Raw genomic sequence first — 15,672 nt, forward strand, 5'->3', positions numbered from 1 at the left:
TAAATGGATAAGTTAATCATTACAGCAGCACTAACAGGGGCAGAGGTAACTAGAAAAGAACAGCCTAATTTACCATTGACTCCAGATGAAATAGCAGAGGCAGCATACGAAGCATATAAGGCAGGGGCAGCTATGGTTCATGTCCATGCAAGAGATAGTGAAGGAAATCCTACACAGGATTATGAAGTATATAAAGAAATCAAAGAAAAAATCGAAGCTAAATGCCCAGTGATATTCCAACCTTCAACTGGTGGAGCAGTATGGCATTCGCCAGAGGAAAGACTTCAACCTGTTGAGCTAAAGCCAGAAATGGCTACCCTAAGCTGCGGAACCTGCAACTTTGGCTCTGATGTATTTATGAACAGTGAAGAATACATGGAGAAGTTTGCAAAAAGAATGAAGGAACTTGGAGTAAAACCTGAGATTGAAGTCTTTGAAAGAGGTATGATAAACAATGCTTTAAAGCTTGTTAAAAAGGGACTAGTAGATACGCCACTACATTTTGACTTTGTAATGGGTGTTCCAGGAGCTATTACTGCAGAGCTTAGAGATTTACTGTACTTAGTAGAAAGTATTCCAGCAGGTTCTACTTGGACTGTTGCAGGGATAGGTAGATTTGAGCTTCCATTAGCAGTAGCTGCTATAACTCTTGGAGGCCATGTGAGAGTTGGATTTGAGGATAATGTATATTATAGCAAAGGAGTTCTAGCAAAGTCTAATGCTGAACTTGTGGAAAGAATAGTTAGAATAGCTAAGGAGCTAGGTAGGGAAGTAGCCACTCCAGATGAAGCGAGAGAGATATTAGGACTTAAATAATAACAATTAAAAAATATTATTTATTATACAAAAAGTAGCTTTCAGGTAATGTACCTGTACAAGCTACTTTTTGTTTTGAATTTATATTTTAATTTAAGAAGGAATTATTATGTGAATGAAGAATTAAAGTATAATAAGGAGGGAAATGCCATGCTTGTTAATACTAAGATAGCTATTGCTGTAAGGTGTGGGACATGTGATAGTCTTAATGTGCATGAGACTACTTTATTTGAGCTTTTTTCAAATAAAGTAACAGATCTAGATTGTAGCTGTGGCCAGCGTATTGCTATTATAAGAGCTAATGACTACAAATCTTTGCAGATGGATATAGACTGCTGTGTATGTGAAGATAAGCATACATTTAAATATACATTAAAACAACTCCTAAAAGGAAATATAATAACTAGATGCATAGAAACAGGAGTAGAAATCTGTCTCATGGTAAATAATGGAGATGCTGGGGAGTTAATAGATAATTTTAAAGTGAATTCAGATGGCATATATGGAGAATTAGAATTTTTAGATTATTTTAATGCCCCAGACATAATGATGAAGTCACTTAACAGGATAAAGGAACTAGATAATGATGGACGTATAGGATGTAGCTGTGGAGAAAACAGTATAGAAATGAATATATTTCCAGATAGAATAGAGTTAAAATGTATGAAATGTAAGGGTATAAAACTCATATATGCAGAAAATAATGAGGACTATTGGAACTTTGTTTCTAAGGATAAGATAATTATTCGCGAAAACAGATTTGAATGTATAGATGCAATAAATCAAAATCAAGATACAGAGAACAAATAGTCTAGTCATAAAAAGTTATTAAATTACCATATAGATAACTAATAATATAGATAGAAAAATATAAGGAGGTTTTTTTAATGCTTGTATCAGGTAAGGAAGTGCTACAACACGCACACAAAAATGGATATGCTGTAGGTGCATTCAATGTAAACAATATGGAGATAGTACAAGCTATAGTATCAGCTGCTGAGGAAACAAATTCGCCAGTTATTCTTCAAGCTAGTCAGGGTGGACTTAAATATGCAGGTGTAGAATATATTGCTAAAATGGCTCAAATAGCTGCAAATAACGCAAAAGTGCCAGTAGTTATACATTTGGACCATGGAACAGACTTCGTTCAAATAATGCAGTGTATTAGACATGGCTTTACATCAGTTATGATAGATGGTTCAAAATATGACCTAGAAAGAAACATTGAAATTACTAAGAAAATAATTGAATTAGCTCATGCAGTAGGAGTATCTGTTGAAGCAGAGCTTGGGAAAATAGGCGGTACAGAAGACGATATTACAGTATCAGATAGAGATGCTACATTCACAGATGTTGATGAAGCTGATAGGTTTGTTAGAGAAACAGGTGTAGACTCATTAGCTATAGCAATAGGTACTGCTCATGGCCCATATAAAGGAGAGCCAAAGCTAGACTTTGATAGACTAAAAGCTATAAAGGAAAGATTAAATATACCTATAGTGCTTCATGGCTCATCAGGAGTTCCAGAAGAAAGCATTAAAAAGGCAGTAAGTCTTGGAGTTAATAAAATAAACATAGATACAGATATTAGATTTGCTTTTTCTAATGCAGTGAGAGAAGTAGTTACAAACAACCCTAATGAATACGACCCAAGAAAACTACTAGACCCTGCAAGAAAAGCTATGCAGAAGATAATAGCTGAGAAAATGATAATGTTTGGGTCAGCAGGAAGGGCATAGTTAATAGTTAATTGAGAATTAGGAAATATTGTTATATTAAGTACTGTAAGCTGATATGTACTTTGTAGCCCTGAGACGATTTGCTAGGTCAATTATAACTTGTTACCTTGAGATGGGAGGGTAATCCTTACTTACGAAGGGCTAAGAATGGAGGGAAAATAAATTGAAGCTTTTTATTGATACAGCCAATATAGAAGAGATAAAAGAAGTAAATGATTGGGGAGTAATCTGTGGTGTTACTACGAACCCATCACTTATAGCAAAGGAAGGCAGAGATTTCAAACAAGTTATCTACGAGATAACAGATATAGTAGATGGACCAATTAGTGCAGAGGTTATCAGTTTAAATGCTGATGAGATGGTAGAAGAGGCATTAGAATTAGCTAAAATTCATAAAAACATAGTTATAAAGATACCTATGACTAAGGATGGGCTAAAAGCAGTTAGCATGCTTAGCAAAAAGAAAATTAAAACAAATGTGACCCTTATATTTTCAGCTAGCCAAGCACTACTTGCAGCTAGAGCAGGTGCTACATATGTAAGTCCATTTGTAGGAAGAATGGATGACATAAGCAATGAGGGCATGAACTTGATAGAAGATATAGTGGATATATTTGATTTACATGGAATAAATACTGAAATAATATCTGCTAGTATAAGACATCCAATGCATGTAATCCAATCAGCAAAAGCAGGAGCACACATAGCTACAGTACCATATAAGGTATTTCAAGCTATGTTAAACCACCCTTTAACTGATATAGGTATAGAAAAGTTTTTAAAGGATTGGGAAGGCGTGTCGAAATAAGTACAAATAATCTAATTTTAAGCATATAAAATTGATAGTATCAAGAAGAGAAGATTACCTTTTTAGGTATTTTCTCTTTTTTTATTAAAATAAACGACAAAATTTTTGAAATTTCTCGATAATTTTACAAAAAGTACTTTTAATTATTAAGAAAATGATATATAATAAATTTAGGTAAACGATTACCTAGGCGATAAATTGAGATAGCGAGGAAAGATTATTATATGAGTATTAGTAAAATAGCTAAATTGGCAGGAGTATCGACTGCTACCGTATCGAAAATACTAAATGGAAAAGATCAAGCCATAAGCGAGAAAACTAGACAAAAGGTTTTGAAAATCGTAGAAAGTGAAGGATATATTCCCAATGCGATAGCTAAAAGTCTTAAAATAAAGAACACAAAAACTATAGGGCTAATAGTACCTGACGTAATGAACTTATTCTTTAGTGAATTAGCTAGGGGAGTAGAAGATTCGGCTGATAGGTTGGGCTATTCAGTAATACTTTGTAATACTGACAATAATTCGGACAAGGAAAAAAAATACCTACAGGTATTGCAGTCAAAAAGAGTCGACGGGATTATTATATCTGCTGTAGAGAGCAATAAAAATATTTGCTTTAGCAACTGTATCACGCCAATAGTGTTAATGGATAGAGATATCGAAACAGATAAACCTGTTGGCAGAATAAAAGTAGATAACATAGGATGTACTTATGATGCAACTACACATTTACTATCAAAAGGCTGTACTAATATTGGATTTATTTCCTCTGATACAACTAATGTTCTGTCAAGGGATCGCTTGAAAGGATATATCAAGGCATTAGAGGACAACAATATGCCCTATATAGAAGCCGCTGTGTATCTTAAGGATTATTCTATAGAAACCGGATATCTTGGTGCTAAAAAACTGCTAGATAATAATAAAATAGATGGGATTTGTTGCGGAAATGATTTAATAGCAATCGGAGCAATTAAAGCTCTTAAGGAGAAGGGAATTCATGTTCCCAAACATGTCAAAGTAATCGGTCTTGATGATATATTTATAAGTAGCTATTTTGATCCGCCGTTAACTACTATTAAACAACCTATATACGGCATGGGGCATGAGGCTGTTAATCTTCTTATAGATATGATAGAAAAAAAAGAAACTAATTTATTGCGAGTTTTAAACCATAGGTTAGTTGAAAGGATGAGTACCTAGTGAGCAGTGATATCATTGTGATTGGCAGTATCAATATGGATATTGTTGTAAAGACTAAAGAAATTCCCAAAGTAGGCGAAACTGTTATTGGCAGAGAGATTACTGAAAATCCAGGAGGGAAAGGTGCCAATCAAGCAGCTGCACTAGCTAAGCTAGGAACAAAAGTCAGCTTTCTTGGGATGGTTGGTAACGATACAAACGGAAAAAAACTCTTATCATCAATGCAAGAATCTGGTGTAAACACTAGCCTTATTAAATCAATAGAAGGTTCTTCAGGCACTGCATTTATTTCTGTTGATGATGAAGGAAACAATAGTATTATTGTAGTTCCAGGAGCTAATGATAAAGTAGATAAAAACTATTTAGAAGAGAATATAAATGCTATAAAAGAAACTAAGTTTGTACTTCTTCAACAAGAAATACCAATGGAAACGGTAAAGGAAGCAGTTTTACTTTCAAAAAAACTTGGAAAGACAATTATACTAAATCCTGCTCCAGCCCATTGCCTAGATGAAGAAGTATTGAAAAATATTGATATACTTATTCCCAATGAACATGAGCTAGCTAGATTATCTAACAGAGAAATAAAAGATATAGATTCTATCATAGAAGCTTCAAAGTATCTAATAAGTGTGGGAGTGTCGAAGATAATAACTACCCTAGGGGAAAAGGGAGCTATATATGTTGACGAAGCTGTAGTACAACACTTTAAACCCTTTACTGCTAAGGTTATAGACACAACAGCTGCTGGTGACAGTTTTATTGGAGGATTTTTGCACAGTTATTTAGATACAGGAAATATATTTAAGTCAATTGAATTTGGTCAAAAGGCTGCTACGATAACTATTCAAAAATATGGAGCTCAGGTCTCTCTACCTACTATAGAAGAGATTAACAATTACGGGTTTTATAAGAAAAGCGAGGTGATAGTAGATTGAAGCAGGTTATTATAGACGTAGATACTGGCATAGATGATGCACTTGCTTTGATTTTAGCTATTAATAGCGGAAAGCTGGATATTAGAGGAGTCACTACTGTATGTGGCAATGTGCCAGTAGAGCTTGCAACTGAAAACACCTTAAAAGTATTGAAATTATTAGGTAGGGAAGATATTGAAGTTTATGAAGGCTGTAATACTCCTAAGACTAGGCATATCTCTTTTAGTGAGTCAATTCATGGAGAGAATGGCTTAGGTGGGCAGTTAAAAGAAGCTGTGACAAAAGAAAAAAACTCTATGCATGCGGTTGACTTCATTATAAGTCAGGTTAATGAACATCCAAATGAAATATCCCTGATAATGCTTGCTCCACTTACAAACCTTGCAAAGGCATTTGAAAAAGAACCTCAAATAAAGAGCAAGATAAAGGAATTATATATAATGGGGGGAGTAGTAAATGGACCTGGCAATGAAAGTGCTGTAGCAGAGTTCAATTTTTATACAGATCCCGAAAGTGCTTACGAGGTGTTGAATAGTGGTGTACCTATTAATTTAATAGGTTTAGATGTGACTAGAAAAGCACAGTTTTTTGAAGCAGACTTAGACAATTTTCCAAATGACTCAAGCTTAACACAATTTGTAAGAAATGTTATTAGTCATTATATAAATAGAGTTTCATTAGGCAAAACAGTAAGGAGATGCTTACTTCATGACCCACTTGCAGTTGCAGTAGCCATAGATGAAGACGTTGTTGTTATGAAAGATTATTTTGTAGATGTAGAGTATTCCAGCAGACTATGTGATGGACAAAGCATTTGCGATTTTAACAATAAATACGATAAAGAACCAAATGTCAAATTAGCTTTAGAGTTAAATAAAGACAAGTTCATGGATATGTTTTTACAGAGCATTATGAAGTAAATGTCTATAAATTCAAAAGAGAGGATGGTGTAAGTGAAAAAATACTCATTTTACTTACTTTTAGCTCCGGGTTTTCTATTTCTGTTTGTTTTTGCAATCCTTCCACTTATTATTGTCATTTCAGGTTCGTTTATAAGTGAGGAAGGTATTACAATAAGTAGATACATTGATTTTTTTAAGGACTCTTATTATACAAGTATTTTATTAAGAACATTAAAGCTGGCTTTAATAGCTACCTTGATTTCAGCAATATTAGGATTTCCAACAGCTTATTATATTAGCAAAACCAGCATTAACAGGAGAGGACTCTATATAGCATTGGCAGTGTTCCCTATGCTAACAAGCCCTGTAGTTAGGTCTTTTAGCTGGATGGTTATATTAGGAAAATACGGAATAGTGAATAATACTCTTATGAAGCTAGGTTTGATAAAAGAACCTCTATCATTGCTATATAATGAGTTTTCAATTGTTATAGGTTTTGTGTACCTATTTATGCCCCTTATGATTTTATCTTTAATAGGAGTATTAGAGAATATAGATAAGGACTTAGTTGCGGCTGCAGAGAGCTTAGGGGCAACAAGATTTAAAGCCTTTATGAAGGTGGTCTTTCCTTTAAGTATACCTGGCCTAATAGTAGGAAGTGTGTTAGTGTTTACTGGGAGTTTGACGGCATATACTACTCCTCAGCTATTAGGTGGAACTAAATCAAGAGTACTAGCAACTGTTATGTATCAGAATGCTATGACATTATTTGATTGGGATACTGCTGCAGTAGTGGCTACTGTAATGATAGTAGTTACAATATTAATAAGTGGTGTAATTAACTCCTTTGCAAGGAAATTAAACTCTAGGGGGTGATGTCCATGAATAGAACTAGCAAAGGACTAAAAATATTTGCGTTTTTAGTGTATTTCTTTTTATTGGCTCCGTTAGTTATCATTTTTATAGCATCCTTTGGAGCTGAAAAATCATTAGTATTTCCCCCAAAGGGATTATCATTGAAATGGATGTTAAATATATTCAAAATAGAGATGTTCAGAAAGACATTTTTAATCAGTATTCAACTATCTGTTATTGGAACCATAATAGCTCTAATATTAGGAATTCCAGCTGCATATGCACTTAGCAGATATGATTTCAAAGGAAAGAGCTTATTTAACGGAGTATTTCTATCACCAGTTCTAATACCAGGGATAGTACTAGGATTTTCACTATTAAAATATCTAGTTATATCTTTTAAATTGCCTGTTTATGCAAGCTTATTAATTGGACATGTTATCATTATGATTCCTTATATTATAAGGGTCATTTCTTCTAGCTTAAGTAACTTTGATTATTCAATAGAAGAGGCTTCTATGAGTTTAGGAGCCAATAAAGTGAAGACATTTTTCACTGTAGTGTTACCTAATATTAGGTCTGGGGTCATAGCTGCATTTATTCTTGCATTTATAAACTCATTTAATAATGTGCCAATATCATTGTTTTTAACAGGTCCTGGCGTTAGTACCTTACCTATACAGATGTTAATACACGTGGAGTACAATTTTGACCCAACGATTGCGGCTTTGTCGGTAGTGCTTATGGCAATGACAGCAGTACTCATGCTCATTATTGAAAAGACATTAGGCTTAGCATATTTTGCAAAGTAGATTTAAATAGAATTGGGAGGGTAGCAGATGTCACTTATTAGTTTGGAGAAAGTAACAGTTGCATATGGTAACAATGTTATTTTAAAGGATTTAGACCTAAGAGTAGAAAAAGGGCAGCTTGTGTCTTTGCTAGGACCAAGTGGTTGTGGTAAAACTACTACATTAAGATTAATTGCAGGATTTTTAAATTCACAAGGTGGAAAATTCATCTTTGATGGCAAAGATTATTCTAATATACCTGTGCATAAAAGAAACTTTGGTTTGGTTTTTCAAAGTTACGCATTATTTCCACATCTAAATGTCTTTGACAATGTAGCTTTTGGACTAAACCTAAGAAAAGTTGAAAAGGAAGAAATAAGAAAAAGAGTTGTAGAGATACTTGAAATCGTAGACTTACTTGAATATCAAAAGAGATTTCCAGCAGAACTATCTGGTGGTCAAAGGCAAAGGGTTGCTCTAGCAAGAGCTTTAGTAATTAAACCTGATCTGTTATTACTAGATGAACCATTGAGTAATCTTGATGCGAAACTAAGAGTTAAAATGAGAGTAGAAATAAGAAAAATACAACAAGAGCTAGGAATTACAACTATATATGTTACTCATGATCAAGAGGAGTGTTTCTCAATTTCTGATAATGTTGCCATTATGAATAATGGAGTTATTGAACAGATGGATGAACCAGCAAAGATTTACAAGTATCCAAGTAGTGAGTTTGTAGCAAGGTTTGTTGGTTTTGAGAATTTTATTGATTTAAAATTATTATCTAGAAATGGAAAAACCTTAAAATTGATATCTAAAAATAATACTAGTTTCATCGTAGATGACTTAGATATTTATAATAATATTGAGCCTACTAAGGGTGCCATAAGACCAGATGACTTAAAAATTAGCAGTTCAAATTTAGAAGGAGATTCAAATATTATAAGTGGTAAGATTATAGTCAGAACATTCTTAGGGAGAGATTATCAGTATGAGGTAAAAACAGACCTTGGGAACTTCCTAGTAAATCATGAAGCTTTAGAAACCTTTGAGGTAGGGGATAATGTGAGTATATATTTTCCAACAGATAAGATTGTTTTAGTAAGATAAATAAAAAGCAAGACTAAAGAGGAATTGATTTTTAATTATATCTTTAATAAAAAAATATAGGTTAAACAGTGATTTTATTCACTGATTAATACAATATTAATTGTCAAGGAGGATTTAACATGAAAAAAATAAGTCTACTATTAGTATTATTAATGACGTTGTCAATGTTCATGGTGGCTTGTTCACCTGCATCAGACAATAATACTGATACCAATCAACCTAACGGAGATGCTTCAAATCAAAGTAGTTCAGGTAAACCAACAGAATTAGTTATTTCAACTTGGGGCTTCAATGAAGAACTACTAAGAAAAAACATCTACGAACCATTTGAAAAAGCACATAATGTAAAAATTGTTTTAGAAGTAGGAAATAATGCGGACAGACTTAATAAAATAAGACTTGGAAGCAGCAATGTAGATATTATTCAGATAGCAGAAGGCTTTGCAATTCAAGCAATAGAAGAAGGTTTATTTGAAAAAATTGACCGTTCAAAAATACCAAACATAGAAAATCTATATGATGTTGCTAAGGCGCCATTTGGTGAAGATTATGGTCCTGCATATACTGTAGGAAGATTTGGAATTATGTATGATGAAGCCAAAGTAAGCAAACCAATTGAATCATGGGCTGATTTATGGGATGAGTCTTTAGCTAAACAAGTAACAATTCCTGATATCACAACAACAGCTGGACCTTTTCTTCCTTTCATAGTAGCTGATATAGAAGGACTTGACGTTAAAGCTGATACAGATGCAATTTTTGATAAAATTAAAGCTATAGACAAGAATCTAGTAAAGATTTACTCAAAGTCATCTGAAGTTGTAAATATGTTTAGCCAAGGAGAAGTAGCTGCAGTTGCTGGACAAGATTTTTCATTTGGGCAAGTTAAAGAAGCAGTTCCTACAGCAAAATGGGTAGATCCTAAGGAAGGTGCTTATGCAGTAGTAAATACAATTAATATTGTAAAAGGAACTAAAAATAAAGAGCTAGCAGAAAAGTTTATAGATTGGATTTTAAGTGAAGAGGTACAAAAAGCTAATGCTATTGATAAAGTAGATTCACCAGCCAACAAAAATGTAGTATTAACTGAGGAAGAGGCTGAAGGCTTGACTTATGGAGCAGAAATAATAGACAAATTGATACTAGCAGATTGGGAATATATCAATAGTGTTAATAAAGAGTGGATAGACAGATGGAACAAGGAAATAACAGGCAGCAACTAATAGTGTAAGCACCTAGATATCTAGGTGCTTTTCATATAATATTAGATTATACAAGGAGGTAATTAAGTACATGTTAATAAAAAATGTAACTGTTTTAACAATGAACTCCAATAAAGACATAATTGAAGATGGAGTAGTTGTAACTGATAAAGAGCTTATTATAGACATTGGAGGAAGGGAGTTATTAGAAAAATACTCTCATCATGAAGTAATAGATGGTGAAGGGGGGATTTTAATCCCTGGCTTTGTAAATGCCCATACCCATTGTGCTATGTCAGTTTTTAGAAGCCTAGGAGATGATGTTGCTGATAGGCTAAGGAGATTCCTGTTTCCGTTAGAAAAAATGCTAGTAGACAGGGAATTAGTTTCTTTAGGTTCCAGATATGGTATTTGTGAAATGGCATTGGCTGGGGTTACCACTTTTGCAGATATGTATTATTATGAAGACGAAGTAGCAGAATCGACAAAACAAATAGGCTTAAGAGGAGTGCTTGGGGAAACAATAGTAGACTTCGTAGCTCCTGATGCAAGTAAACCCTATGAAGGATTAGAGTATTGTAGATGGTTTATAGATAAATGGAAAGATGATGATATGATTATTCCTTCTGTTGCGCCTCATGCACCATATAGTAACGATACAGCACACCTTCAAGAAGCTTTCAATCTTGCGGAGAGTAAAGATGTACCTATAATCATGCATATAGCGGAAATGGAATTTGAAACTGAAAAATATAAAAAGGAATATGGGTTAACTCCTGTACAGTATCTAGACAAAATAGGAATACTAAATAACAGAATGATTGGGGCACATCTCATAAATGTAAACGATGAGGATTTAAAAATATTAAAGGAAAAGAAAGTAGGCATCTCTCATAATATTGGAGCCAATGCCAAAGGAGCTCATGGTGTTGCACCTGCATATAAAATGTATAGCATGGATTTAAAGCTTGGGCTAGGTACAGATGGACCTATGAGTGGAAATACTCTAGATATGTTTACTCAAATGGGTCTAGTTGCCAAGATACACAAATTAGTAAATAATGATAGAACCATTTTTTCGGCAGATCAAATACTAGAAATGGCTACCTTAGGTGGAGCAAGAGCTTTGAATTTAGATAGCAAAATAGGCTCTATTGAAATAGGTAAGAAAGCTGATTTTGTTATAGTTGAAACTAAATCCATAAATATGCAGCCAATTTATGACTATTACTCAGTGTTAGTATACTCAGCTAATGCAAGCAATGTTTCTTCAGTGGTGGTAAATGGAAAGTTTATTGTAAGAGACAAAGTTTTATTAACTCAAGACTATAGCATTTTATCTAAAGAGTTTAAGAAGATAAGAGATAAAATAATGGCTGTTGCCAAGACTTTATAATAAAGGTTATAGTACGTCTTAGGAGGGATTATATGGATGAAAGATATAAGGAGTATTTGGATAGAGTATTAGATGAAATAGATAATAACAAAGAAAGTTTTATAAGCACATCTACCTATATATGGGAAAACCCAGAGATTGGACATAAAGAATTTAAAGCTATGGAAGCTTTAGTGGAACTATTGAGGAATAATGGATTTCAAATAGAAACTAGGGTTGCTGGGCTTGATACAGCTTTTTTAGCTACGGTAAAAGGCAAAAAACCAGGTCCAACTATTGCATTAATGGCTGAGTACGATGCCTTGGAGGGGCTAGGACATGCATGTGGGCATAATTTGTTTTCTGTATCAGCGGTGGCTACGGCTATTGGATTAAAAAAAGTAATACAGGAAATAGGAGGTACTATAAAGGTTATCGGAACTCCTGCTGAAGAGGGAACAGTGAAAAATGCAGGAGGCAAGGCTATTATGGCGGAAAAGGGTATATTTGATGATGTTGATATTGCCATGATATGTCATGCGGAAGGGAGAACTATAATTGAAAGAAGACTAGTTGCAGCAACTGTAATGGAAGTAAGCTTTACAGGTAAGGCTGCACATGCAGGAGGCTCGCCAGAAAAAGGTATCAATGCGTTGACAGCAGGAGTATTAACTATTAACAATATAAATGCACTTAGACAACATTTTTTACAAGGTACTATTGTCAATCCTGTCATCATAGAAGGAGGTATAGGACATAATACTATTCCCCATAAATGTGAAATGAAAATGAGTATAAGAGCTACTAATAGAGAAATATTAAAGGATGTATTGGAAATGGTTGAGAGATGTATATCAGCAAGTGCATATGTTACTGGATGTAAGTATAGCATTAATATGCCTAATAAAGTATATGAAGATTTGAGGCCAAACCATTCTCTAGCATTAGTTTTTAAAGAAGCACTGGAGTATTTAGGAATAGATTATATACAGGCAGAGGATGCTAATTATTCTTGGGATGCAGGTAATATTAGTCATCTATGTCCTACTATTGCCCCTTACATTAAAATCGGAAGCCCAGAACTGGTAGGGCATACTGAAGAATTTAAAAAAGCTTCTTGTTCTAAAGAAGGTTTTAATGGGATGATAGTAGGAGCTAAGGCAATGGCTATGACAGCTTTAAAGTATATATTAGATAAGGATTTTAGAGATAGGGTGAGTAAAGAGTTTTTAGCTAAATAATTGCTTTGTGATATACTTTTGACAAAAAGATACTAAATAGAATATACTATATTATATAAAAAACTGAAGAATGCTAAACCTAGGAGGGGAATATATGGATAGAAATCTAGCTTTGAACTTAGTTAGGGTCACAGAAGCTGCTGCATTATCTAGCGCAAGATACTTAGGACGAGGAGATAAAAACGCAGCAGATCAAGCTGCAGTAGACGGTATGAGGAAAATGTTTGATACACTCAGTATCGATGGCATTGTAGTTATTGGCGAAGGAGAAATGGATGAGGCTCCTATGCTTTATATTGGAGAGCAAATAGGTAGATGTATAAACAATAGCTTAAAGGTAGACGTTGCAGTAGATCCAGTAGATGGTACTACAGCAGTAGCAAAAGGGCTTCCTAATGCTATTTCAGTAGTGGCTATGGCACCTAGAGGCTGTTTACTTCATGCACCAGATATGTATATGGATAAAATTGCTGTAGGACCAAAGGCTGCAGGCAAAATAAATATAGATGCACCTGTAGAAGAAAATTTAATTGCAGTTGCTAAGGCCTTAAATAAGGACATATCTGATTTGACAGTTACTATAATAGACCGACCAAGACATACTGAGCTTATAGAAAAGGTGAGAAAAGCAGGTGCTAGAATAAAGCTGTTTTCAGATGGGGACGTGGCAGCAGCTATGGCTACTTGCTTTGAACACTCAGGCGTTGACATACTTTTAGGAATAGGTGGAGCACCAGAGGGAGTTATTGCAGCAGCAGCGCTAAAGTGCATGGGCGGAGAATTTCAAGGAAGACTATACCCTATGAATGATGAAGAAAGAGAAAGATGTAAAGCAATGGGCATAGGAGATATAGACCGAGTACTTACTATGGACGATTTGGTGAAAGGAAATGAAGTGTTTTTTGCTGCTACAGGTATTTCAGACGGAGAACTTCTAAGGGGTGTAGTTTATCACCAAAACAATATAGCTAAGACACATTCAATGGTTGCAAGATCAGAGACTGGAACTGTTAGATTTATTGAGACTATTCATAAACTAGATAAAAAGCCTGAATATGCAAAATAAAATGCCCACCTTGGGCATTTTGTTGTATATTAAATACTAATTCTTGACTATAATCTAATATAATGGTATCATAAGTATGGTTAATACACTTCTCTTGGCTTTTCTTGTGTTATTTCATTGTTTCGTTAAGTCTTAATTTTCCCATATATTATGACTATATTGTGGAATTTAATTATATATATTATATTTTGGAGGTGTAAATTTGAATCTTGATGATTTACAGAAAAAGAAGTTAGATGAACTTCGCCAGATAGCTAAAAGTCTGGATATTAAAAGTATTACAAAATACAAAAAGGACGAACTAATTGACATTATTTTACAGAATTCTGCAAAGGAAGAACCCCATGGTTTAGAGCCTGTTAGCTTAGAAGAAAGCGATGGATTTACATTGACTGAAACAATTGCCAAAAGGCCGCCTGAAAAGTTACAGATACAGATGCAAAACGGAGAATCTACAGAAGCTGAAGGGATACTAGAGCTTCATGCTGATGGTTATGGTTTTTTGCGTTCTGCAAATTATTTATCCGGAGATGACGATATATATGTATCCCCTTCTCAGATAAGAAGATTTAATTTAGGTACAGGAGATAAAATATTTGGTATTACCAGACCACCTAAATCAGGAGAGAGATATAGAGCTTTATTGTATGTAAAGAGTGTAAATGGTGAAAATCCAGAAACTGCAACTAAGAGACCAGATTTTGAGACATTGACTCCTATTTTCCCTAATGAGAGAATATCTCTAGAAACAAACCACAGTGAGTTATCTACAAGATTGTTAGATCTAATAGCACCCATAGGAAAAGGACAAAGAGGAATGATAGTAGCACCCCCTAAAGCAGGTAAAACTACTTTTCTTAAAAAAATCGCCAACGGAATTGCACAAAATCATCCTGAAATTGAAATTATTATATTGCTAATAGATGAGAGACCTGAAGAGGTTACAGATATGAAAAGATCAGTCAAAGGTGATGTTGTCTATTCTACATTTGACGAGCTTCCTGGAAACCATGTAAAGGTTGCAGAAATTGTTCTTGAAAGAGCAAAAAGATTAGTAGAGCATGGTAAGGATGTAGTCATACTTTTAGACAGTATCACAAGGCTAGCAAGAGCCTACAACCTGACTATACCACCAACAGGTAGGACATTATCAGGAGGATTAGATCCTGGCGCATTACATAAACCTAAAAGATTTTTTGGTGCAGCAAGAAATATTGAAGAAGGCGGCAGTTTAACAATACTTGCTACAGCTCTAGTAGAGACAGGTAGTAGAATGGATGATGTAATATTTGAAGAATTTAAGGGAACAGGAAATATGGAAATACACCTAGATAGAAAGCTTTCTGAGAAGAGAATCTTCCCAGCCATAGATATTAATAGATCTGGTACAAGAAGAGAAGATTTACTTATGAACCATAAAGAGCTTGAAACAATTTGGGGAATAAGAAAGGCACTAAGCAATGCACCAGTATCAGAGGTTACAGAGACCTTAATAAATCAATTGGTACTTACAAAGACTAATGATGAATTTATAAACAATGTTAGAAATAAAATGTGGGATTAGAATAGCATGAAACAGTGGTTAAGCAATTGCTAAACCATAGTCAAACTATTACTAAACAAT

General features: G+C 34.2%; 15 protein-coding genes. All 15 read left to right on the forward strand.

Going from position 1 to position 15,672, the window contains the following annotated elements:
- The first annotated feature begins 3 nt into the window (after positions 1 to 3).
- The 15 genes from DW1_RS00985 to rho all read left to right on the forward strand — a co-directional run bounded on the left by DW1_RS00985 (position 4) and on the right by rho (position 15,612).
- Complete coding sequence (locus DW1_RS00985; RefSeq protein WP_074348719.1) at positions 4 to 816, forward strand: 3-keto-5-aminohexanoate cleavage enzyme; 813 nt, start codon at positions 4 to 6, stop codon at positions 814 to 816.
- A gap of 150 nt (positions 817 to 966) precedes the next feature.
- Positions 967 to 1,626, forward strand: a complete 660-nt coding sequence (locus DW1_RS00990) for a hypothetical protein (protein WP_143474328.1) — start codon at positions 967 to 969, stop codon at positions 1,624 to 1,626.
- 77 nt (positions 1,627 to 1,703) lie between these two features.
- A complete protein-coding gene (locus DW1_RS00995) occupies positions 1,704 to 2,555 on the forward strand; it encodes a class II fructose-1,6-bisphosphate aldolase (RefSeq protein WP_074348723.1) in 852 nt (283 codons plus the stop codon).
- Between the two features lie 163 nt (positions 2,556 to 2,718).
- On the forward strand, positions 2,719 to 3,363 hold the full coding sequence (gene fsa, locus DW1_RS01000) for a fructose-6-phosphate aldolase (protein ID WP_074348725.1): 645 nt from the start codon (positions 2,719 to 2,721) through the stop codon (positions 3,361 to 3,363).
- Positions 3,364 to 3,566: 203 nt separating this feature from the next.
- The gene (locus tag DW1_RS01005) at positions 3,567 to 4,568 is read left to right on the forward strand and encodes a LacI family DNA-binding transcriptional regulator (protein ID WP_278335712.1); all 1,002 of its coding nucleotides are present in this window, start codon (positions 3,567 to 3,569) and stop codon (positions 4,566 to 4,568) included.
- Positions 4,568 to 5,506, forward strand: coding sequence for a ribokinase (rbsK, locus tag DW1_RS01010; RefSeq protein ID WP_083605448.1), 939 nt, complete (start codon positions 4,568 to 4,570; stop codon positions 5,504 to 5,506). The genes DW1_RS01005 and rbsK overlap by 1 nt, the downstream gene beginning before the upstream one ends.
- The gene (locus DW1_RS01015; protein WP_074348729.1) at positions 5,503 to 6,426 is read left to right on the forward strand and encodes a nucleoside hydrolase; all 924 of its coding nucleotides are present in this window, start codon (positions 5,503 to 5,505) and stop codon (positions 6,424 to 6,426) included. Before rbsK ends, DW1_RS01015 begins: the two co-directional genes overlap by 4 nt.
- Positions 6,427 to 6,459: 33 nt before the next feature.
- Entirely contained in the window at positions 6,460 to 7,284 is an 825-nt protein-coding gene (locus DW1_RS01020) for an ABC transporter permease (protein ID WP_074348730.1), read from the forward strand.
- 5 nt (positions 7,285 to 7,289) lie between these two features.
- On the forward strand, positions 7,290 to 8,075 hold the full coding sequence (locus tag DW1_RS01025) for an ABC transporter permease (RefSeq protein ID WP_074348732.1): 786 nt from the start codon (positions 7,290 to 7,292) through the stop codon (positions 8,073 to 8,075).
- 27 nt (positions 8,076 to 8,102) lie between these two features.
- Positions 8,103 to 9,164, forward strand: a complete 1,062-nt coding sequence (locus tag DW1_RS01030; protein ID WP_074348733.1) for an ABC transporter ATP-binding protein — start codon at positions 8,103 to 8,105, stop codon at positions 9,162 to 9,164.
- Positions 9,165 to 9,283: 119 nt separating this feature from the next.
- Positions 9,284 to 10,387 carry an ABC transporter substrate-binding protein gene (locus DW1_RS01035; protein WP_074348735.1) on the forward strand — a complete coding sequence of 368 codons (1,104 nt, stop codon included), beginning with the start codon at positions 9,284 to 9,286 and terminating at the stop codon, positions 10,385 to 10,387.
- A gap of 70 nt (positions 10,388 to 10,457) precedes the next feature.
- Positions 10,458 to 11,762 carry an amidohydrolase gene (locus DW1_RS01040; protein ID WP_074348737.1) on the forward strand — a complete coding sequence of 435 codons (1,305 nt, stop codon included), beginning with the start codon at positions 10,458 to 10,460 and terminating at the stop codon, positions 11,760 to 11,762.
- Between the two features lie 32 nt (positions 11,763 to 11,794).
- Positions 11,795 to 12,982, forward strand: a complete 1,188-nt coding sequence (locus tag DW1_RS01045) for a M20 family metallopeptidase (protein WP_074348739.1) — start codon at positions 11,795 to 11,797, stop codon at positions 12,980 to 12,982.
- A gap of 94 nt (positions 12,983 to 13,076) precedes the next feature.
- Positions 13,077 to 14,048 (forward strand): class II fructose-bisphosphatase, encoded by a 972-nt coding sequence (glpX, locus tag DW1_RS01050; RefSeq protein ID WP_074348740.1) that lies wholly within the window; start codon positions 13,077 to 13,079, stop codon positions 14,046 to 14,048.
- A gap of 202 nt (positions 14,049 to 14,250) precedes the next feature.
- A complete protein-coding gene (gene rho, locus DW1_RS01055; protein ID WP_074348742.1) occupies positions 14,251 to 15,612 on the forward strand; it encodes a transcription termination factor Rho in 1,362 nt (453 codons plus the stop codon).
- Positions 15,613 to 15,672 lie beyond the last annotated feature (60 nt).

Source organism: Proteiniborus sp. DW1, assembly GCF_900095305.1.
Taxonomy (GTDB): domain Bacteria; phylum Bacillota; class Clostridia; order Tissierellales; family Proteiniboraceae; genus Proteiniborus.